At 67.0% G+C, this 21,570-nt stretch carries 12 protein-coding genes; 5 read left to right on the top strand and 7 right to left on the bottom strand.

All coding sequences use genetic code 11. The annotated features are described in order from the left end of the window. Position 1: 1 nt before the first annotated feature. Positions 2-676: a tetratricopeptide repeat protein gene (locus RT697_RS09235; protein ID WP_313698325.1), complete on the bottom strand. Its 675-nt coding sequence runs from the start codon at positions 674-676 to the stop codon at positions 2-4. Positions 677-832: 156 nt separating this feature from the next. On the opposite strand from RT697_RS09235, the gene tssJ reads away from it, so the two are divergent. The 5 genes from tssJ (at position 833) to RT697_RS09210 (ending at position 12,707) form a co-directional block, all read left to right on the top strand. Continuing rightward, positions 833-1,450, top strand: coding sequence for a type VI secretion system lipoprotein TssJ (gene tssJ / locus RT697_RS09230; RefSeq protein ID WP_313698323.1), 618 nt, complete (start codon positions 833-835; stop codon positions 1,448-1,450). 84 nt (positions 1,451-1,534) lie between these two features. Continuing rightward, positions 1,535-2,881 (top strand): type VI secretion system baseplate subunit TssK, encoded by a 1,347-nt coding sequence (gene tssK, locus RT697_RS09225; protein ID WP_313698322.1) that lies wholly within the window; start codon positions 1,535-1,537, stop codon positions 2,879-2,881. Between the two features lie 16 nt (positions 2,882-2,897). Next, positions 2,898-3,677, top strand: a complete 780-nt coding sequence (icmH, locus tag RT697_RS09220; RefSeq protein WP_409517417.1) for a type IVB secretion system protein IcmH/DotU — start codon at positions 2,898-2,900, stop codon at positions 3,675-3,677. Positions 3,678-3,778: 101 nt separating this feature from the next. Continuing rightward, the gene (gene tssI / locus RT697_RS09215; protein ID WP_313698320.1) at positions 3,779-12,154 is read left to right on the top strand and encodes a type VI secretion system tip protein TssI/VgrG; all 8,376 of its coding nucleotides are present in this window, start codon (positions 3,779-3,781) and stop codon (positions 12,152-12,154) included. 49 nt (positions 12,155-12,203) lie between these two features. Next, entirely contained in the window at positions 12,204-12,707 is a 504-nt protein-coding gene (locus RT697_RS09210; protein WP_313698318.1) for a hypothetical protein, read from the top strand. Between the two features lie 119 nt (positions 12,708-12,826). Here RT697_RS09210 and RT697_RS09205 read toward each other — a convergent pair whose 3' ends face one another. From RT697_RS09205 to RT697_RS09180, 6 genes are read right to left on the bottom strand one after another with little or no spacing between them, the layout of a single operon-like run. After that, complete coding sequence (locus RT697_RS09205) at positions 12,827-15,133, bottom strand: phospholipase effector Tle1 domain-containing protein (protein ID WP_313698316.1); 2,307 nt, start codon at positions 15,131-15,133, stop codon at positions 12,827-12,829. Continuing rightward, the gene (locus RT697_RS09200; RefSeq protein WP_313698315.1) at positions 15,123-15,905 is read right to left on the bottom strand and encodes a hypothetical protein; all 783 of its coding nucleotides are present in this window, start codon (positions 15,903-15,905) and stop codon (positions 15,123-15,125) included. The genes RT697_RS09205 and RT697_RS09200 overlap by 11 nt, the downstream gene beginning before the upstream one ends. Then, positions 15,890-16,720, bottom strand: coding sequence for a hypothetical protein (locus tag RT697_RS09195; protein ID WP_313698313.1), 831 nt, complete (start codon positions 16,718-16,720; stop codon positions 15,890-15,892). The genes RT697_RS09200 and RT697_RS09195 overlap by 16 nt, the downstream gene beginning before the upstream one ends. Beyond that, positions 16,713-17,702 (bottom strand): DUF4123 domain-containing protein, encoded by a 990-nt coding sequence (locus tag RT697_RS09190; protein ID WP_313698311.1) that lies wholly within the window; start codon positions 17,700-17,702, stop codon positions 16,713-16,715. The genes RT697_RS09195 and RT697_RS09190 overlap by 8 nt, the downstream gene beginning before the upstream one ends. Then, the gene (locus RT697_RS09185) at positions 17,699-20,572 is read right to left on the bottom strand and encodes a type VI secretion system Vgr family protein (RefSeq protein ID WP_313698309.1); all 2,874 of its coding nucleotides are present in this window, start codon (positions 20,570-20,572) and stop codon (positions 17,699-17,701) included. The genes RT697_RS09190 and RT697_RS09185 overlap by 4 nt, the downstream gene beginning before the upstream one ends. Positions 20,573-20,629: 57 nt before the next feature. Then, positions 20,630-21,535, bottom strand: a complete 906-nt coding sequence (locus RT697_RS09180) for a hypothetical protein (RefSeq protein WP_313698307.1) — start codon at positions 21,533-21,535, stop codon at positions 20,630-20,632. Between the last annotated feature and the right edge of the window lie 35 nt (positions 21,536-21,570).

The following is a 21,570-nucleotide window of genomic DNA, read 5'->3' as shown; positions in this document are numbered from 1 at the left end:
ATCACTTGGTCAGCAGGTCGCCGAACGGATTCGGCGCGCGATTGGGCTGCTGGGCAGGCGGGCTGGAGGTTTGTTGCGAAGACGGGGTGGCGGCAGGCGATCCTGCGGCAGGCGACCCTGCGGCAGGCGCTCCCGCGGCGGGCAGCCCCGCTGCCGGTTTGACTGCGGGCGCCGGATCCACCTTGCGCGGTTGGCGCGGCCGGGGCGGCGGGCGGCGTCCCTCGGGGAACAGGACGTCCTGACCCAGGGTTTCACGCATCGCCTCGGCCAGCGCCACGGCGTCCGGCCGGGCATTGCCGGCCAGCAGCGCGTCGGCGCGCACGTCGGCCAGGGACTGCATGGCCACCCGCAGGCCACCGACGGCGCGCACCGTCTTGGCGACGAAGTCATCGGGATCGCGGCTCAACGTTTCGTCGGCGGCCACGATTGCCTGCCCGTATTTCTGCTGATCGAAGCGGATCTTCGCGATGTAGGACCAGGGTTCGCCTTTGGACGGATTGCGCTGCGCGATCTCTTCAAATTGCGCGACAGCTTGGTCGGCGTCCTTCTGCGCCAACGTCTTTTCCGCGTCGGCCAGGGACTGCTTGTACTCGGCTTCGGACTGTGGCTTGACCGACGCACAGCCGGCCATCAATGCAACGACACCTGCGATGACAACGAGGCGGGAAAAGGGCATTTTTTAAGCACCTAGCAAGGTTGTAACCAGGGGCCGTATTTCATCAACCTTTTGTTAGTGCAGCGCTACAGCACGTTTCTTCATGTTACTTGCATCGAATTTGCACGCATCGTGCCGTGATCTGTATTGCTTCACACACTTCCGGTATAAAGAGCCATGTCCAAACATATCCGTTTATCACGTTTGTTCACGGGGTTGTCGTGCGCGCTTGCGAGCACCGTCGTTGCTGGATGTGCGGCCGTTTCGGCCATCGGCGCGGTGGCCGGTTTGACGGGCAATGCTATGGAGATGGCGGGCCTGAAAAAGGCCGAAAACGCGCCTGTGGAAGTGAACTTGGCGATTCACGCCGGAGAAAATTTGAATGCCGGCGCCGGCCAGTCGATGGCGGTCGTTACAAAAATATACTACCTGAAGAATCCTGAGCCATTCCAACGTGCGCCGCTCACGCAATTGATAGACACTGCCGGGGAAAAGGCGGCGCTGGGGGAATCAATGCTGGGTTCGCGCGAGCTCACGCTCACGCCGGGACAGCGTTACGAAACCGTCGAAAAAGTCCCCAAGCAAGCCGATTACATCGCTGTCGCGGGCCTGTTCTATGCGCCCGCGCCCATGCGTTGGAAGTACGTATTCAAAGTCGAGGATGTGGAAGACGACGGCATCGTGCTTGGCGCGCATGCCTGCGCGCTGACCGTGGCCAAAGGCCGCCCCACGTTGCCTGCGGGTGTACCCGCCTACGACCCGTCACGCCTGTCCGGCGTGCAGTGTCCAGGCTGAAGCATCAAGGCCGCCCGCCGTTCACATCCTTCAATTCTTATAGCGATAGAGAAACCAGGAAAGACGAAACAGGGAGCGCGTATTTTGAGTTACTCCGCCAAAGTCCTTTGGGGCGAAGGTCTGTTCCTCCGGCCGCAGCATTTCCAGCGGCAGGATGCTTATCACGAAGATCGGCTGGCCGAAATGGCCCGCGTGTTGCACCCCTATGCATGGGGTCTGCGCTCCGCGCGTTTCGATGCCTCGGCGCTAGCCAACGGCATGCTGCGCGCCACCGAAATGAGCGCCGTGTTTCCGGACGGCGAACTCTACAGCGCGCCGCACGGCGATGAACTTCCGCCGCCTGTCGCGTTGACCGCGCTGGATGGCGTGACCGAAGCCGTGTTCTATCTGGCGATCCATCCCTTGAAGGCAATCGGCGGCAATTACCGCGACGCCCAGGCAACGGGCAGCTTCGATTCCCGCTACACGCACAGCAATACCCCCGCCCCCGATCTCTTCACCGGCGCGGCCTCCGCCGAGCTCGCGTTCCTGCGCAAGGACGTGCGCCTGATCTCCGAATTCGAACCGCGCGACGAACTGCTGGCGATTCCCGTGGCGCGCGTGCGGCGCACGGCCAGCGCAAGCTATGAACTGGATACGACCTTCATTGCGCCCAGCCTGTCGCTGACCGCCTCGGGCGCGCTGCACGAGCTGCTTCGGCGGCTGCTCGACGCCTTGCAGGCCAAGGTCAACGCGCTCTATGGGTTTCATCGCGAACCCAGCAAGAACATCATCGAGTTCCGCTCCGGCGACGTCGCCTCGTTCTGGTTGCTGCACACCGCGAACGAGGCCTACGCCACGCTGTCGCACCTGTTCCATCACCCGCAACTGCATCCCGAACGCCTGTTTCAGGAACTGGCGCGGCTGGCAGGCGCGTTGATGACCTTCTCGAAGGTGCACACGCTGGCGGATCTTCCGGTGTATCGCCACGATGCGCCCGGGCCGGCCTTTGCCCGCATGGACGAGATCCTGCGCGACCTGCTCGAAACCGTGATCTCGACCCGGTACTTCTCGATCGTGCTCGAAGAGTTGCGCCCGTCGTTCCACATGGGCCGCCTCGACTCGGAAAAGCTGGACGAGACCACCTCGCTGTATCTGGCGGTCCAGGCCGCGATGCCCGCCGCCGAGCTGTCCGAGAGCGTGCCCATGCGCTTCAAGGTGGGCGCACCCGAAGACGTGGACAAGCTGGTGCTGTCGGCCATGCCGGGCGTGCCGCTTTCCTATACGCCGCAGGTGCCGCCCGCCGTGCCCGTCAAGCCGGGCGCTGTCTATTTCGCCCTGCAGACGCGCGGATCGTTGTACGACCGCATGCTGCAGGCGCGAAGCATTGCCATCTATGCCCCCGCCGGGATTCCCGAACTCAAGCTGGATCTGATCGCAGTGACTCGCTGACAGGAACGACATCGCCATGACTGTTGACGCCCCCTCCCTGATGCCTGGCGCAACGCTGCCGCCGCACGCGGCAGCCTTTCACGCAAGCCGCCCCGCCAGGTCGTTGCTAGATCTGATGTACGACGGCTTCCTGATGCTGTTCCTGCTCAAGAGCGGCCAGGAGCCCACCGACGCGGCCGCCTTCTCCGCCCACGTGCAGCAGTTCCTGGCGGATTACGAGCGCACCGCCAAGAAAATGGACATCCCCGCCGAGGACGTGTACGCCACCAAGTACGCGTTCTGTGCCGCCGTCGACGAGACCGTGCTGAATTCCCGCTTTGCGATCCGGGACGCCTGGATGCTTCAGCCCCTGCAGCTCACGCTTTTCGGCGAACAGCTGGCGGGCGAGAACTTCTTCGCCCGGCTCGAGGATCTGCGCGCGCAGGGCGCGCCGCGCCTGCAATCGCTGGAGATCTATTACATGTGCCTGCTGCTGGGCTTTCAGGGCAAGTACCTGATCGAAGGCCAGGAAAAGCTGGGGTATCTGACGGCGCGGCTGGGCGACGAGATCGCCCTGTTGCGCGGCAAGCGCACCGGCTTCGCGCCGCACTGGCCGCTGCCCGACAAGGTGGCGCACACGCTCAAGCGCGACGTGCCGCTGTGGTCGATCATGGCGTTGTTTGCGTTGCTGGGCCTGCTCGCCTTCCTGGGCATGGGCCACTTCCTGAACACGGAAATGCAGACCGCAATGGCGCCCTATCACGACATCGTCAAGCTGGGTCCGCGTGCGGCGCATCTGACGATTTCGCTGCCCTAGCGGCGTCACGCAGGCCCGCGCGGGCCTTGCATGAGCAGCCCCGTCCCTTCCGGCGCGCCCGCGCGCCTTTGGCTCCGCCAGAACGAATACCGCCCAGCCCTATGAACGCCTCGCCTTCCAATGCCCCGGCCTATTCCACGCTGAACATCGCCACCCTGTCGCAACAGGCGCGTCTGCTGCGCCTGTCCACCGGGCTGGACGCCGAACTGGTCATCGAGCACATGAGCCTCTCCGAAGGCGTCTCGCGGCTGTTCTCGATGACGCTGGATTGCCTGGCGGCCAGCGCCGAGCTGGATGTGGCGGCCTTGCTGGGCAAGGAGATCACCGTCAGCCTGTTGCAGGCCGACGGCGCGATGCGGCATTGGCACGCGGTGGTCGAAGGCGCGGATGCGCTGGGCGCCGATGGCGGACTGGCGCGCTACCGCCTGCATGCGGCGCCGTGGATGGCGGCGTTGGCGCTGCGCCGCGACAGCTTCGTCTATCAGGATCTGTCGGTGCAGGACATCGTCAGCGAGGTGTTTTCGGATTATCCCCAGGCCGCGTTCGCCTTCGAACTCACCGATGCGCTGCCGCCCCGTGCGATCTGCACGCAGTATCGCGAATCCGACCTGGCGTTCGTGGAGCGCATCCTGGCGCAAGCCGGCCTGTGCTACCGCTTCGAGCACCAGCAGCAAGATGGCGAAAGCGCTGGCGGCGGCGCGCGCCACCGCGTGGTGATCTTCGATGCGGATGCGGCGCGTCCGGAAGACCCGGCGTCTCCCCTGCGCTTTCACCGCAGCGACGCCACGGAAACCAGCGACAGCATTACGCGCTTTTCCGCCCAGCAATCCGTGCGTCCGGGCAGCGTGGCGCGCGCGGCGTGGAACGACCGCTCGCTGACCGCGCATGCCGCGCAATTGCAGTCGCAGGTGGTCGTCGAGGCGCTGCCCGTGCTGGAAGACTACGACTACGCGGGCCACGGCCAGTACGCCGACGACGATGCCGCCGAACAGAGCGCCGCGCGTGCGATGCGCGCGCACGAGTCGCGGCTGGTGCGCTTCGAGGGCGGCGGCACGGCCCGCTCGCTTGCGCCGGGCCGGGTTTTCGCGCTGAGCCAGCATGACCGCTACGCGCAGGGCGGCGGTGCAGAGGCCATCGATGAGCTTGCCGGCAACCGGTACGTGCTGATCGACGTGACGCACGAAGCGACCAACAACCTGGGCGGGCAGGCCGCGCAGGTCCTGAACACGCCGGACATGGAGCGCGGCACCTATCGCAACCGCTTCCGCGCGCAGCCTGAGGCGGCAGCGCTCATGCCGGCCTGGCGCGCCCGCCCTACCGCGCCCGAGAGCCTGGCCGCCGTGGTCGTCAGCGCGGCCGACGCGCCCATCACGTCCGACCGCGACCTGCGCGTGAAGGTGCAGTTTCCGTGGCAACGCGGCGAGAAGCCGCTGACGGGCGGCTTGCCGCATCAATCACATGGCGACGCCAGCGGCAACGCGCCGGGCGACGACCGGTCCGGCACCTGGCTGCGCGTGGCCAGCGCGCAGGCCGGGCCGAACTGGGGCGCCCATCATCTGCCGCGCGGCGGCACCGAAGTCATCGTCGAATTCATTGACGGCGATATCGATCAGCCCGTCGTGGCCGGCCAGCTGTACAACGACGCGGATCTGCCGCCCTGGTCCGCGGGAGAGAACGGTGACGCCAACCACGCCGGCGTGCTCAGCGGCTGGCATAGCCAGGGTCTGGACGGCGCCGGCCGCAACCAGTGGGTCTTCGACGACACCAAGGGCAAGCTGCGCACACGTCTGGCCAGCTCCACCGCAGCCACGCAACTGGGCCTCGGCTATCTGGTGGAGCAGGGCCTGGACGACGCCAGCCGCGGCCAATGGCGCGGCACGGGCTTCGAACTGCGCACGGACGCCTGGGCCGTGCTGCGCTCGGGACAGGGCCTGCTGGTGTCGGCCACGGCGCGCGAACAGGGCAAGTCGACGCAGGCCGATATCAACGAAGCGCTGCTGCTGTTGCGCGGCGCGCAGGATGCCTCGCGCCGCCTCAACGACAGTGCGGGGCAGCACCAGGCGCGCACCTTGGTCGCCGCCGAAGGCTACGACGACCTCATCAAAGCCCTGGATCCGGAGCAAGACGGCCGCTACGCAGGCCAGGTGAATGGCCAGGCCGCGGGCAAGGCGTTGAATGGCCAACGCACGGCCGAGGCCAACATCGAACGCATCGACGGGCCGCACCTGCTGGTCGACGCGCCGAACTCCCTGAATCTCGCCACGCCGGCCAGCGCCGTGCTGCATGCGGGCGAACACCTGCACGCCACCGCGCAGTCCGATGCGCACGTGGCCGCCACGCAGACGTACGCCGCCGTGTCGGCCAAGTCCGCAAGCGTGTTCGCGCAGCAGGGTCCGCTGCGAGCGATCTCGGCGCAGGCGCCTGTCTCCCTGCACGCCCACACCGACATCCTGGAAGCGCTGGCCGGGCAGGACATTACCGTGACCTCGTCGGCCGAGGGCATCGAGATCCTGGGCAACCAGCGCGTCACGCTGCAAGCGGCCGGGGGCAGCGTCACGCTCGATGGCGCGGACATCGTGTTCAAGGGGCCCGGCCTGTTCTCGGTCAAGGGCGCCACGCACAACTTCGTCGGGCCCGGCAACGATGCAGCAACCCTGCCGGCCTTGCCAAGCACGACCGTCGATGATCCGCTCATCGTCAGCGCGGAACTTGTGCACAAGGACGGCGCGTTTGCCACCGCCGCCAAGAAGGCCGGCACGAGCCTGATGGCGGGCTTTGGCGGCGCGGCCGGCGCTGCGGGCGCGGGCGGGGGCCTGGGCGGATTGGGCGACATGGTGCCGGGCGGCTTGAGCGACCTGGGCAAGACCGCTGCGGGCGCGGCCGGCAAACTGTCGCAACTGGCCGGCCAGGCCAATGCGCTGGCCGGCATGGCAAAGAATCCGATGAGCGCGCTGTCGGCCGCCCCCGGACTGCTCGGCAACGCCAGCCCCGCCGTCGGCGGCCTGCTGAATACGGCGAAGAACACCATGGGTATGGTGTCCCAGGCGCAGGCCATGGTTGCAAACCCGATGTCGGCGCTGCCGGCGGCCAAGGGCTTGCTTGGCGCCGTGGCGCCCGGCGCGGGCGGTCTGATTGATGGCGCCGCTTCCGCCGCGGGCGCGGTTTCCAAGGCGGCTGAACTCGTCAAGAACCCCATGTCCGCCCTGCCGGCGGCCACGGACATGCTGGCTTCCGTCGCGCCCGAAGGCGCGTCCAAGATGATCAGCAGCGCCGCGGGATTGGCGGGGATCGGCAGCGGCGCGGATGGAGCGGGTGCGGGCGTGGCGGGGGGATTGGGATCGGGTGCTGGCGCGGGTGTGGCTGCTGGTGCTGGTGCTGGTGCTGGTGCTGGTGCTGGTACAGCTGCTGGCGGCGCAGGAACCGCAGGGACTGCGGCGCAAGCATCTCCGGCCGCGCCGTCTGAAGCGGCAGGCCCAGCGTCCGCCGCTCCTGCCGGCGAGGCAACGGCGGCTGGTGCGCAAGGCGCGCCAGGCAGCGAAACTGCGACGCACGCATCGCAACCCGCTGCGGCATCGCCCGCCGCCAACAATGCGGCCACGACGACGGACGGAGCCGCGACGGCAGACGCCGCTGCGTCGCCTACATCGGCGCCGTCTTCCGCTCAGGCTTCCGCAGAGGCATCCGCATCCGGACCAGCCCCTGCTTCGGCATCGGCGCCTGCATCGCAATCGGCTTCGACTTCGGCTTCGGCATCGGCTTCGACTTCGGCCTCGGCCTCGGCTTCGGCTTCGACACCAACTTCGGCATCAACGACTGGATCGGCCGCATTTGCGCCGAATGCCATGCCAGCAGCCGCCGACGCGCCCTCCGCAGCGCCTGCCGCGTCTGCCAACGCAACGCCAATGCAAGCCGCGACGACGCCAATCACCGCCTCGGCATCCGGCGCAGCGGCAGGCAGCGCAGCGGCAGGCAGCGCAGCGTCAGGCGCAAATGCTTCTGCCCTTTCTGCCACAGGCGCGGCGGCGGGCGTAGCCGCGAACACCTTGCCGGCTGGCGCCGGCGCAGGACTGGCCGCCGGCACCACTGGAGCCGGCACAGTCGCAGGCCTGACCGCTGGCGCGGCGGGCGTGAATCCGCCCATCGACTCCATGAACGCGGGCGCGGCATTCGCGAGTCCCGCGCTTGACGTCCACGGCGCGGGCTCTGCGGCCGAACTTCCGCTCGCAGCGGGGGACATGTCGATTGGCGCAAGCGTCGCCGACAGCGCAACCGGCGCAAATATCGCATCGGGCACCTTCGCGGGAACGCCTGGCGCATTCGCCGACGCGGGTCTCGCAAACGATGCAACCGGTACGAGCAGTGCCGCGCAAACCTTCGCGGGATCGTCCGAAGCGTTTACAGACAAGGGGCTCGCGAACCACGCGACCGGCGCAAGCATCGCGACGCAAACCATCGAGAGTTCGCCGGCAGCAATTGCCAGCGCAGGTCTCGCGGCCGGCGCAACAGATGCAGGCATTGCAGCGAGTACGCTCGCGGGTACGTCAGCAGCGTTCACTGGTGCGGGTCTCGGGAGCGACGCCGCTGGTTCGAGCCCAACAGTAAGGCCCGCTCTGGACGCAATGGGCGCAACGGCTGGCGCGACTGCGGCCGCAGGCCTTGCCGCCGGCATGGTTGGCGGCAAGGTCCAAGCCTCCCGCGAGTCCGAGCCCGATGCAAGTGGCGCGCGTGCTGCCCCGAACGCCCCTGGTTCGGAAACGGCCACCCCATCCGCCGCCATGGCCGCAGTGAACTCGGTCAGCCCGGCGACCTCCGCATCCCCTGAGGACATGAAGCGCTCCGTCCCGCCAGAGGACGCCGTCTCTCGCAACTACTCCCAGCCGTCCCTGCTCGTGAAACTTGCGAATGCCGCTCCGTCGGGCACAGGCCATACCAACGCATCGATCGCGTCCACCGGCATGCTCGCCGCCTTGGCCCACGCGATGGCGGCGCAGGCGTCGTCGCACGCCGACAGGGATGGCGACAGCCGCCGCGCCGACGAAGCCCGCAGCACCGATGAACCGCGCAGCGCCGCGACCGGCTCCGCTGCCCTCATTGCCAACCCCGATCAATACGGAACGACGACGCACGGCGAGGCAACGCCCGCCGCGCACGATCAGCATTCCGAATCGAAAAATGCCGCGCTATCCGCGCTGGCCCTGCTTGCCGCAGGCCGCTCGGGACAGCCCATCGCGGCCTCCACGTCGTCCCCCGCCGAACAGGCAGCGAACGGCGCCGCCAATTCCGCGCGCCCCTCCGTCGACGCCAAGACCGCCAACGCGCAATCCGGATCGCGCCGCGACGACTCGGCAACCACGGCCGCGCTGCCGAATGCCGCTCTGCTCGCCTCGTTGGCCGCGGGCGCGGCCAGCGTGCTTGGCACGACGGCGTCGGCAGCCAGCCATGCCGGCCCGCTGGCCTCCGCATCTACGGAAGGCGGCCTGCCCGGCGCTTCGGATCTTCCCGCGATAGCCTCGTCTTCCGGCGGCGCCGCGTCCGGAATATCCGCCGGCAATGCCATGACCGGGGACTATTCGGTTGCCACGGCAGCGACGACACAAGGCGACGCCGCTGCCGCGATGTCGTCGACAGGCGCATTGGCCCAGCACGCGCCCTCGGCCTCCGCTTCTGACACCGTCATGAGCGAAGCGACGATGCTGCCGGCAACCGATGGCGCATCCATCGCCGCGCCGTCCTTGCCGCAAGGCTCGATGCAAACGCCCGGCTTCGTGCCGGACGCCGGTGCGGCAGGACTGCCGCAAGGCGCAGGATTACCGCAAAGCGCAGGACTACCGCAAGGCGCAGGGCTGCCGCAAGGCGCAGGACTGCCGCAAGGCGTGGGACTACCGCAAGGCGCAGGACTGCCGCAAGGAACCGGACTGCCCAATGTGCAGCCTGCTGCCGGTGCGGGCGTCGCAGGGTCGAGCGCCGCCGTCGGCGCGGCCTCTGCCGGAAGCGCGGCGGCAGGTACGGCACCGGCCGTGGGCGCCGTCACCGGCACCACGGCAGCGCCAGGCGCTGGAGTGTCTCCGGCAGTCGGGTCTCCCTCTGCAAGCGTGACGGACGCGCCAAGCGCGGACGGCACGATGACAGGCTCTGGTGCGCACGCTGATGCAGCCGTTGGCGCCCCCCCTGGCGCGGGTATCGGTGCGGGTGCTGGCACGGGCGCCACTGCAAGCGCCAGCACCGGCATCGGAACCGGCGCAGCCGCAACCGCAACCGCAACCCCCACATCCGCTCCCGGAGCCACGCCCCCCTTCACCCCCCCCTCTGCGACGCCGACGGCGGCGCCCCCCACCACCGTCTCCGGCGCCACGGCCCCGCCCACCGCCGTCACCCCGGCCGGCAGCCCTGACGCTGTGCTCGGCAGCACGACGGCGCAGGCGGCCGGCATGTCCGACCGCGCGCCAGCCACGAGCGCCACCGATCTGTCCGCCGCGGGCGGCGCAGGCGCGGTGGCGAGTGCGGGCGCGGCAACGGGCGCTGCCGCCGGCGCAACAGCGGCTGCGGGAGGCGGCGGTTCAGGCGCAGCGGGCTTTGGCGCGCTGGCGGCGGGCGGCGGCCTTGCCGCCGTTGCGCAGCAGGCCAGCGCCGCATCCACGGCGATGTCCGGCGCATCCACGCTCCTGTCCGGCGGCGTCAGCGCCAACGTCGGCGCCGCCATCGTGCCGGTCATGACGCAGGCGTTGAACGCGGCGGGCGACCGTGCCGCCGCGCTGGGATCCGCCGTCGACACGCTGTTCACGCTGCCCGACGTCAAGCAGGCCAACATCCCCGCCGTTGCGGGCGCCATCCTCAGCATGCCGGGGTTGTCGTCCTCGTCGGTGCCCGGCGTGATCGGCGCCATCCTGCAATCGCCCACGCTGGCCACCGAAACGCTGCCCAAGGTGGCCGAGGTGCTGATGAAGATTCCGGGCGTGGCGGAGTCGCCGCTGCCCCAGATTGCCCGCGATGTCCTGGACACGATCGGCCTGGGTCCGGTCGCACGCACGCAAGGCACCAACCTGCCTGGCGGCATGCCTCCGACGGGCGACGCCGGCCGCGTGGTGCCCAGCGCATCCACCTATCGCGGCCGCCAGGACGGCGCGCGCCTGCAATACGTGAACCTGGAACGCGCCGACGAACGCTGGAACGATGGCAACGCGCTGACCACCACCGAGCGGCAGACCCGGCGCCCGCGCATCCACGTGGAATTCAACCGCCCGGGCGCGCACCGCTTCACCATCACCGTCAAGCCCGATACCGGCAACATCGCGTACTCCAGCCGCGAACGCGGCCGCCGCGCCAGCTACCAGGAACCGCACACCAACCCGCGCAGCTACGTCACGGACGCCGACGGCACCCGCATCGTCGATGACATCGACCTGCCCGCCGCCGGCCGCAACGTCTATCTGTTCGAAGTGCGCGACGAACGCGGCCAGCTCATCAAGACCGAACGCGTCGAGACCGCCCGCCGCCTGTACGTCCAGGAAGTCATGTGCATGAGCACCCGGCCGGCCAATCATCTGGCCGACGTCACGCCCGTCACCGCGGAGTTCGCGTTGCACGGCATCGACATGATCCAACTGCCGCGCCTGCAATTCCGTGGCCGCTCGGCGGTGGACGCGGCGGACCATATGGACTCGCAGCAGGCCATCATGGACGCCGTGCGCCGCGTGTACGTCACGTCTCCCGGCAAGCAGCGCGAGCCCTACACGCTGGTGGTCTGCCACGTCGATCGGTTGGCCGCGCCCGGCACCAGCGGCGACATGCGCCTGCCCGTGCCGGCCGGCCCCGGCGGCCGCGTGATGACGGTGCCCATCGTCAACGACGACCGCACGCTTGCCAGCCTCTGGTACGAGTTCGACGACAGCGACGACTGGCTCGTCCACGCCCGCTACATCTATACGGACGCGTCGGGCGCGGAACGGTCGATTCCCATCCCTCGTCACCTGATGACGCCGATGCGCGAAAGCTCCGGCGCCGTCTTCTCCGTGAAGGTCGACCTGACCCAGATTTCGTCCACGCCCCTGAACGGCGTGCTCAACATCCAGTTCAACACGGTCGCCGCCAGCTATGCGGGCCTGGCCATCACCGGCACCAATCTCTTGTTCGTGTCCACGCTGGATCCCTACGTCCCCAACTCGCAGGCGTACCTGACGGAAACGCTGGCCCACGAGATGGGCCACCTGCTCGGCATGGTGCCCAGCGGCCCCGATTGGCCCGGCCTGCGCGACGAAGACCCTTCAGCCGACGATTCCAAGCTGGATCCGCCGCAGCACTTCTACTACAACATGGGAGGACACTGCTACTTTGGCCTGCCCAACCGGAATGGCCAGTACAGCAGTGAGATCGGGCAATGCGTGATGTACGGCATCACCTGCGCCAACATCCACTTCTGCCCCAGCTGCAGCAAGGCCGTGCGCAAGGTGGACTGCTCCGAAGGCTGGACCTCATTCTGACGACGCGCCCCTGATCACCTTCGCCTTCTGACACGACATCGACATCGACATGCCCATCATGACTACCGACTGGATCGAGCCCGCCTCCTTTGCCTCGGTGCCCGCGCACTCGCAGCAGGAGCACGCCTGCATGCCGCCGCTGCAAGGCTACGACGCGCAGATGCGCATCGCCGCGCCCTCGCGCGTGAAGATCCGCGACGGCAGCACCCTGACGATTCCCATCTGCGCGCGCGGCATCCTGCCCGTGATCGACAACCCGCAACTGCCCCGCTTCGTGGCGAAAGATACGCGCACCGGCAAGGTCTACCGCGGCGTCGCGTTCAACTACGTGCGTCCCAAGCTGCCCAATGTGTCCGCCGACCCCAGGGAAGGCGGCCCGCGCCCGCCGAAGATGGCTTTGCCCCCGGGCATGACGGTGGAAACGCGCTTCACCACCGACATGGCCGGCGTGCTGCACCTGCCCGCCACGCCGGCCACGTATGAGGTCTACATCGAGGCCGAGGACGTGAAATCGAACACGGTGACCATCGAGGTCGAAGACGGCCAGAAGTGAAACCCGGCCAGAAGTAGAAGCCGGCAGACATTAGAGCCGTCGGGATAGAAACACCCGCCAGACAAATGAAGACGGCCCTGCTCTGCAGGGCCGTCTGTCCATCACCAACACGCCGAAGTTCAGGGCCGCGCGGGTGTCATCTGCCGGATGTTCTGCTCGTTGCGCGCGGCAATCGCCTCCACCTTTTCAGCGTTTCGCATGTCTCCGGCGCGCTGTTCCATCTCGGCCTTCGCATCGGTCTTGCCGAACACATCCTTGTCGCGCACACGGAAATACATCCTGGTGCTGGCCAGCAGATGGTCCGGCCAACTGCTCAGCATCGCATCATGCACCAGCCAGTCGAACAGGGTCATCACCTTGGACGGCAACTGCGTCTTGCCATCGCGCGCATCGCGCCAGGCGGTCAGCAGGCGCTGCTGCATCGCGCGATCGGCCTTCATGTCGGCAAAGGGGTCCGGCAGCGACTGAACATAATCGGCGTCGCCCGGCTTTCTGCCAAGGCGCATGTTTTCCATGGCGATCGCGTCCTGCTCCCACCTTTCCATGGTGCGAAGCTGCTCGGGGTGGTTGCGTTCCATGTCCTGCCGCCGCTGCTCCGTCGCCGCATCCTGGCGCTCGGCGTCTTCCAGGCCTTTGTATTCTTCCTCCAGACGCTCCCACAACGGCAGGAAGCGCTGCGGCGGCGCTTCGCCCCGGCTGGCATCGGCGCGCTCGCGGCGCTCGTTTGCAAGCGCTTCCAGTTCGCGCGCGCGCGCCGTCGTCTCGGGCTTGGCAAGCTCCTCCCGCGAAAGCATGCTCAAACGCCTGCGCTCTTCCGCAAGCTCCTGTTCCGGGGTGAAGAAGTCCCGGTCCTGGATCCACGCCTCCGCGGGGTCCGACATCCCGGCGCGAAACACGGGGTCCTGATAACGCACGGCCAGCCAACGCAGGAAAACTTCCATGTGCGGCGCGAAATCGCAACCGGGTTCGTATTTGACGATCTCCCGGTAGGCGTCGACCAGTTCCTGAACGTGATAGGTCTGGCCTTCGTCTTCGATCGAACCGGCCAGGCTCAGCATCCGGTAAAGCACCGGATCCCGGGACGCCAGGCTTTCCATGCTGTGCAACGCAGCGCCATGGGCCAGCGCCAGATTCATCATCTCGCGCAATGGAACCCGGGATAGCGACGCGCGAGTACCCAGTGAGCCCTCGGGGGCCACGCCCGTCACATCCCCGCTCGACCCCGGATAGAGATACTGCAGGCCTCGCGTCTTTTCCAGGGAATCCAGCCGCTGATTGCGGCGCAGCTCGTGCGCCGCGGCAAAATGCACGGCCTTCTCCACGGCTGCGGGTACGGTCAGCGTGCGGTCCTTGTGCGTCTGTTTGATCAGGTCCGTGAAGGGAATGACCTCAAGGAACCAGTTTTCTTCCATGATGGAAGCGACGCTGTCGAACAGCCCCAGGAATCGGATGACGATCTTTGCGTCCGGCGCACCGTCTTTTCCCGGGATGGCCAGGTCCGTGTCGTGGCGGCGCTTGTACTTCTTGACGATATCGTTGGTGAATTGCTTGGCAATGACCCCGCCGCGATCCGCGCCAAATACGCAGATCTCGATACGCACGACTTTTTCCGTGCCCGCGTTTGCCTTCTGATAGGCTTCCTCGAACTGACGCCTGGCCGCGTCCAGGCGCGTGTCGACACCCGTTCCCATCAATTCGGCGACGGCGGCATTGTCCCGAACGACCGGCACGCCTTCCAGCAACGTGGCTTTGGCAGCGTTCTTTCCCGCAGTCCAGGCAACCTTCAATGGGTTTTTCTTGAAATCCGACCAGAAGCCGCGAACAGTGGCCTTTGTGCGATTTCGGATTCGCTCTGGGTCCAGGGCATTCCAGATTCTTACCGTCTTCTCGGGAAGCGACTGGACGTCTTTGACGACGTCCTTGTAGGCCTTCACCATGGGGTGGAAGGACCCATCCTTGATGGATTGCTTGACAGCCGACTTTGCGCGCCCTGCGGCATCCACATCGGGCACTTCATCGAGACGCGTGATGTTCTTTGCCGCGTCCTGCGCACTGGAGATCGCCTTGTCGGCCACTTTCCCGCCTGCAATCGTCAGCGCGCGAACAACGACGTCGGCCTTTGCGCTCTCGTTCAGCTCGACGCCAAGGCCGGAATAGTAGAACGGAAACCAGTGCTGCTTGTTTGGCCTGTTTTCGTCGTCTTCGCTGAAGTGGGCCATCCATAGCCGGCTCACGTTCGACAGGAACGTCGGATTCGCCTCATCGATATCCTTGTTCCGCCCGAAGCCATCGAAGAAGAATCCCATTCGCAAGGTGATACCGCACTCGGTGCAGGAATCCTTGGGATAGGCGGCCTCGTTGGCCGCCATGGCCTTCAATACTGAAGCGGGAGTCCTGTCGACGTCAGGAATCTGATCACTGGACATTCTTCTCTCCAGGAGGCGTGCCGGACGCCTTGATTTGTGCAATCTTCTCGTTCGGCAGGGCAAGCGCGGCACGGCCGAAGTCACCCGGCTTGCGATTTGGATCATTCAAGAGTTTCGCGATCTCGGCATGCTTGTCGAAATCCGAGGCCACGACGAAGTACAGATACATGTAGCCGCGCATGTCCTCGGCATCTTCGATGCGATACCGCATCCAGGCCTGCCTGGTGACCTTCGCAAGAACATGCTTCAACTGGGTCGCGTTTTCGTATCCGGTCAACTGGGCGCCATACTTCCCGTACAACCATCGCGTCGTTTCCACGATAGGAATTCTGACTTGTCCCGTCAGATTGCGGCTCAGCGCGAGCTCCATATGCTCGTCAGGATAGATATGCAATTCCAGATAAAGCGTGCCATCGCCGTCGGGCGCCTTGGTGGCGGGAAAATGCACCGCCGTTTCCTTCTTGAACATCAAATCGTCGAACTTGTCGTCGAACAGATGTTTACGAAGCAACTCGGGGTCTCCCCCGCTCCACTTCACCGTGAAGTCGGTCCCTTTGAATGTGTAGCAGCAGGAAACCCGCCCCTCGCCGCCACCCGGCACCAACGTACTTGAACTGACCACGTTGCCCGATGCGTCACTCAGCCGAACCGGCTCCAGATTCCAGGGCGTGTAGTTGTACGCGATGAAGCTGACGCCCTGATACGTGGGTTCGCCATTGCATCCCGCCAACAGGCCCAGCCACAGCAGTACCCCGATCAAACCCTTACGCATTCATTGCTCCCGAGTTGTCCCGCCCCATACCCACTTCCGACATGCTTATCTCCACGTGGAGCACCGGCCGCCTTCAACTGCGCGATCTTCTCTGCCGGCAACGACATCACCGCGTTGCCAAATGCGCCAGGCTTTCTGGCCGGGTCCGTCAAAAGAGCCGCAATCTGCGCGTCCTTGTCGAAATTTGAGGCCACGATGAAATGGAGATACATGTACGCGCGCAAGTCCTGCGCGTCTTCAAGCCGATAAGACATCCACGCCTGTTTGGTGACCCTGGCAACGTCGTTGGCCAGATAACCTGCGTTCTCGTACCCCACAAGCTCGTCAGGGTATTTCCCATACAACCAGCGAGCGGTATCGACGATTGGAATTCTGACTTGCCCGCGCAACTTTCGGCTCAAGGCAAGTTCCATGTGCTCGTCCGGATAGATGTGCAACTCCAGAATCAGCGTTCCCTCCCCTTCGGGCACTTTCGTGGCGGGGAAGTGCACCGTCGTTTCCTTCTTGAAGAGCACATCGTCGAACTTGTCATCAAACAAGTGCTTGCGGAGCAGGTCGGGATCGCCTCCGCGCCATTTCACGTTGAATTCCGTACCGGAAAACGTATAGCAGCAAGACACGCTTCCCTCGCCGCCGCCCGAAGGGAGCGTGCTGGAACTCGCCACGCGACCCGACGCATCGCTGATGCGAACGGGCTCCAGGTTCCACGGTGTGTAGTTATACGTAATGAAGCTCACCCCTTGATAGGTGGGCTCGGCGTTGCTGCCGGTCACCAGGCCAAGCCACAGCAGCATGCCGACCAGTGCTTTACGCATTGCCGCCATCCCGGCCCGCCCGGTGCCGCGCCTGCACCGCATCCCACACCGCATCCGGCACACCTTCCAGCGCTTTCGTCAGTCCGCCCTCGGCGCCTGCCCGATACGCACGCAGCCCGTCGGCGATCAAGGGATGCTCGTCGAAGCGCGGCGAGATCGCCACGCCCCAGGCAACGTAGTCGAACGTGTCCTTATCCCCCGCCACGCCGTGCGCGCGGGCACGTTCCAACTGCTTTTGCACGCGTGGCACCAGCGCGTCCTGATCGGGATTGCCGGGCAGCATGTCTGGATAAAGCCGGCGCAACTGCACCGCCAGCTTGTCGGGGTAATCCAGGTCGAACAGCATCTGGTGCTGTTCAGGCGTGAATGGTTCGATACCTTCCGGCCGTGCGGCGGGCAGCCTGCCCGCGCCCGGCAATTCAGCCAGCGTGCCATCGCGCAGCGCATACCGCAGCGTGACGAACGGCCCGGCGAATCGCGCGCGCTGCTCGGGCGTCCAGACCTGCAACACGCGCGCCAGGATGCGGCTGTCATACCAATGCAGGAAGAACTCGCTGGCGTCCGGCAAGGCGTAGTCGCAGAACGGCCCGAAGTGCGCGATCAGCTTCTCCAGCGGCACGGCCGACGCGAAGCTCATCATCGCGTAGCGGCCGCCGGAGCGCTCGTGCAGGGCTTCCAGCACGCGCACCAGCACGGTGCTGAAATCTCCATGACGCGGCCCGCGCAGTACGCCTTGCGAGGCCCCGTCCACTTCGATCAACAGCGGCGCCACGTCGCCGTAGATGTCCAGCCCGGTCTGCGCCCACACCGACCCGAAGCTCAGGTCTTCGGTGGACGTCAGCCGCGCCAGCAGGTCCGGATGGCCGCGGAAGTCGACGACCACGTAGGCACGCGCGGCCTCGCCATACGGACCGCGGTGATTGGGCAATTCGGAGAACGTGGACAGCAGCGCGTCCTGCCAGGAATATTGCATCGCCGTCATGCCTTGTCGGTGATGGACTGCACGCTTTCCTGAGCGTCAAGAATGCAGGTCTTGCAGACGGTGAACTGCGGGAATGGATACGGCATCTGCGTCGGCCCGGCGAACTGCTTGTTGCCGGTCTTGACGTCGATGCGGCCCGGCGCCGTCACGGTGATGTTGCCGCCTTCGATCACGATGCTGGCGCCCGCCGCGTTGGCGATGCGGATGCGCTGCGGCGAGGCGTACTCGATGCCCGCGTTGGCGCTGACCATGCGCAGGTCCTGTTGCGCCTGCACCGTCAACGTGTCGTGCTGCGAAATGACATCGACCTCGCCGGTGCCAGCGATCAGGTCCAGGCCGGATTCGGCACCGCCCGTCTGCACGCCGGCCACGATGCCCAGCGCCTGGCCCGTATGCACGCGCAGCGAACCGATGACGGCCAGGTTGTGGTCCTGTCCCGACGACCAATGCACGAGTTCGCCGGCCGCCACCTGGACGTTGCGCCCGGCCGCCTGCGTCAGCCCCGCGCGCCCCGCCATCAACACCAGCGGATCGGTCAGGTGGGGCACCTTGCCGTCGACCACTTCGGTGTGCTTGGCCGACGCGTCGCCGGCGGCCCCGCCCACCGCCTCACCCGCCACGGTGCCCGATACCGCGTGCGTCATCGCGGCCAGCGGCGCGCGTTCGCCGTCCAGCCGGCTCGCGCCGGCCGAGGCCGTGCCGCGCGCCGAGGCCAGCCGCACGCCCTGATGGGCGCCGATCACGCCGTCGAACGACTGCGCCATGATGTCGGCCTGCCCGGCCAGCGCCAGCGGTCCCGCCGAATCGCCCGCGGGCTCGCTGCCGGCGGCGGTATAGGTGGTCAGCAGCACGCCGCCCCCGCCCCGCACGGCGCCAAACGCATCGGTGCGCAATTCCGCGCCCACGCCGCGCACGTTGCCGCGATAGTTGCCGCTCTGGTGGATCAGGTGGCCAAGGTTCAATTCGCTGGCCGATTGGGAAGACTTGATCTGCATGCGCAACTGGCCATCGCTGTCGTCGAACACGATCTGGTTGTAGCCGTCGCCGCCGAACTCCTTGCTCTTGAAGCCGCTCAATGCGGCCGCGTTGCGGTGCTGATCGTCGCCGCCCGCCGCGCCGTGCCACGCCGGCGCGTTGCCGCTGGCCAGGTTGGCCTGCGCGCTGGGTTTGCCATCGATGGCCGCCGCGTACACCTCGGTGTTCATCGGCTCGCCCGCCTTGCCGCCGGGCGTGGACGGAATGCCGCCCTCGCCGCGCCCGTTGTAGAGCGCGCCCACGACCAGGGGCTGATCGATGTCCTCGTCCAGGAATCGCACCAGCACTTCCTGCCCGATGCGCGGCACGAAACTCATGCCCATTCCCGCACCTGCCTGGCGCTGCGCCACACGCGCCCAACGGCTTTTCGCCAGGCCCTCGCCGTCGGATTGCCAATGGAAGCGCACACGCACGTCGCCGCGCGCGTTGCGATGGATTTCGTCCTCGCCCCTGGCCTCGGTCGCGCCGTCGGCGCCGGTGACGATGGCTGTGTGGACGCCGACGGCGGACGGCGCACCCGCCAGCCTGGCGCCGCGTGCCGCAGCGGGCAAAGCGCGCCACGGGCGGTCGCAGCGCACAGCGCAGAACCGGTTGGAGTAGCCGACCTCGTGCGCGCGCGCCATCACGGCCGCCTCGGGACGTCCCACGCCGATATCGGCATCGCCCTGCGGCGCCTGGCCGTCGTCCTCGGCCTCGTCTTCAAAACACAAAAAGTCGTCCAGGGCGCCCAGCCTGTCCGCCAGGCTGGCGTCGTTCTGTCCGGGAAGATTGTTCACGCCCGCGTGCTCCACGCGATCCAGCGCGAAGTTCGGCTCAAACCCGGCTTCTCCGGACGGCCCCAGCGGCGACATCTCCTGCAGCGTGAAGCGCGTGCCCGAGCGGAAGGTGCGCACCGTGCCGCGGCCGACAAAGGTCTCGGCGCTGGCCTGCGCGGCCTGCATCAGCAGATTCGCCTGAAACTGAGCGTGCGCCTGGTTCAGCAGCCCGCCGTGTCCCAGCGGCTCGAACCATTCCAGCGCCCGCTCGTCTCCGGCGTCATCGGCAGGGCCGGCCAAGGCCTGCCCGGTGATGGCATGCTTGCCGCTTTCATGCCAGGCCAGCACCGTCACTTTCTCCACGGTGCGGCGCATGCGGCGCGCGATGGCCTGCACGCCGTCGCGCGATTCGCTTGCATGGGCGCGTTGGAAACGCACGCCCGCGCCCGCCGACTCCGCATCTTCGGCCAGGCTGCGGCTGTCGGCGAAGATCAATACGGCGTGGCGCGACGGCGCGCTGTCGTCTTCGACGGTGGTCCAACCCAATCCGGCTTCCGCGAGCAGGCGCGACAAAAAGGCGTAATCGGTTTCGCGATACTGCGTGGTGTAGGTCCGCGCCGGCAGGCCGGCCAGGTGGTCCTCCACATCGGAGGCCACCTTGTAGGTGTAGCCCTCGTAGCTGTCCAGCACATGGCGCACGATGTCCAGCACCGGCTGGTTCTCGTAGATGCGGCTGTCGCGCCGCTGCGTGGCAAGCCACAGCCAGGGCGCGAGCGTCAGGCGATAACGCGCCATGCCCGCATTGCCGCCCAGCATCTCGGCCGCGCGCACCACGCCGCTGCGGCCAACCTCGGTGCCGTCGGCGCGCGTGGCCCACAGCGTGGCGGGTCGCGACACCATGTCGTTCAGGTCCAGCGCGGCATCTTCGGCCAACGCCACCACGCGCATCTCGCTCAGCGTGGACAGGCCTTCGCGCGCGATCCAGCCTTCGACCTGCAGGGACGACATCGCGCCCTCGCCATCAAGCCGGAAAAGACGGGATTCGGCGCTAAAACTGCCGTTGCTAGCGTTGACAGCCATGGAAGAAAAACCTCATGGGAACGTGGGCGACACCGGCATATTCGAGCCGGCAAGAATTCAAGGTTCGATATTGGCCTGCGGGGTCGGGCATTCCGGTGCGGTGCCCCATTGGCCCGCGCACACGCGCAGGCGGCATTGCTCGCCCGCAATGAAGCTCAACCGGCGGCATTCCTTCAGCCGCTCGGACAACGGCGAACCCGGCATCTCGCGGATGAACACGCCATCCGACTTGTACACACGCGTGCCGGGCGGCGATGACGGCGGCAATCCGTAGTCCATCAACGCCGACAACAGCGCGGCATCCTTGTCGGCGCCCTTGGCACTCTTGCGCGGCGCGGCGGGCGCGGACTTGACCGCGCGCGGCGCGACGGCGCCCGACGCAACGGCGCCCGACGCACCGGCGCCCGACGCATCGTCGCGTTGTGCGAGCCGCTCAGCCGCCTGCCGCGTGGGGCCGGGCGCCGGCGCGGCTGCGCGCGATGGCGTCGCTGCGGGAGCCGATGACGGCGTCATCGCCAGCACGGACAAGGGGTTGGCCGGCTCGCTCAATTGTTCAGGCTCGCCGCGGCCGACGTCCGCGTCGCGCGCAGGCGGTGACTCGTCAATGATCGTGGCGACTTCAGGTGTTTTTTCCAGGGCGCCGAGCGGGTTGCCGCTCGATGCGGGCGGCGGCGACAGCGCGGCTTGCTGCAGCGGGGTGGCAGACGCGGGCGCCGGCGCGGACTCCGCAGCAGGCGCCTGCGCCGGTGCCCGCGCCATCATCGGCGCAGCGTCGTCTTCATGTATCACCCAGACGATGCCGCACGCCAATAACGCCAGCAACAAGGCCAGCGCGGTCCAACGCCGCGCGCGCGAGGTGCGCGGCGTTGCCATGTGTTTGACCTCGGCTTCCGGCGCGCGTCCTTCCAATGCGGCCAGGATTCGCGGCGAGTCGGCCTCGCCACGCGCGGCAGTCGAGGCCATCAGCAGACTCGGCGCGGTCATCGTAGGGCGAGCTT

It is taken from the genome of Achromobacter sp. (assembly GCF_032113835.1).
Classification (GTDB): domain Bacteria; phylum Pseudomonadota; class Gammaproteobacteria; order Burkholderiales; family Burkholderiaceae_B; genus Achromobacter.
Note: the sequence above shows the minus strand (reverse complement) of the source record. Positions and strands in the feature narration are given on the sequence as shown.

Excerpts from the sequence above, each read along its gene's own strand:
- RT697_RS09235 (WP_313698325.1), bottom strand. The coding sequence starts at position 676 with ATGCCCTTTTCCCGCCTCGTTGTCATCGCAGGTGTCGTTGCATTGATG.
- tssJ (WP_313698323.1), top strand. The coding sequence starts at position 833 with ATGTCCAAACATATCCGTTTATCACGTTTGTTCACGGGGTTGTCGTGC.
- icmH (WP_409517417.1), top strand. The coding sequence starts at position 2,898 with ATGACTGTTGACGCCCCCTCCCTGATGCCTGGCGCAACGCTGCCGCCG.
- tssI (WP_313698320.1), top strand. The coding sequence starts at position 3,779 with ATGAACGCCTCGCCTTCCAATGCCCCGGCCTATTCCACGCTGAACATC.
- RT697_RS09210 (WP_313698318.1), top strand. The coding sequence starts at position 12,204 with ATGCCCATCATGACTACCGACTGGATCGAGCCCGCCTCCTTTGCCTCG.
- RT697_RS09205 (WP_313698316.1), bottom strand. The coding sequence starts at position 15,133 with ATGTCCAGTGATCAGATTCCTGACGTCGACAGGACTCCCGCTTCAGTA.
- RT697_RS09200 (WP_313698315.1), bottom strand. The coding sequence starts at position 15,905 with ATGCGTAAGGGTTTGATCGGGGTACTGCTGTGGCTGGGCCTGTTGGCG.
- RT697_RS09195 (WP_313698313.1), bottom strand. The coding sequence starts at position 16,720 with ATGCGTAAAGCACTGGTCGGCATGCTGCTGTGGCTTGGCCTGGTGACC.
- RT697_RS09190 (WP_313698311.1), bottom strand. The coding sequence starts at position 17,702 with ATGACGGCGATGCAATATTCCTGGCAGGACGCGCTGCTGTCCACGTTC.
- RT697_RS09185 (WP_313698309.1), bottom strand. The coding sequence starts at position 20,572 with ATGGCTGTCAACGCTAGCAACGGCAGTTTTAGCGCCGAATCCCGTCTT.
- RT697_RS09180 (WP_313698307.1), bottom strand. The coding sequence starts at position 21,535 with ATGGCCTCGACTGCCGCGCGTGGCGAGGCCGACTCGCCGCGAATCCTG.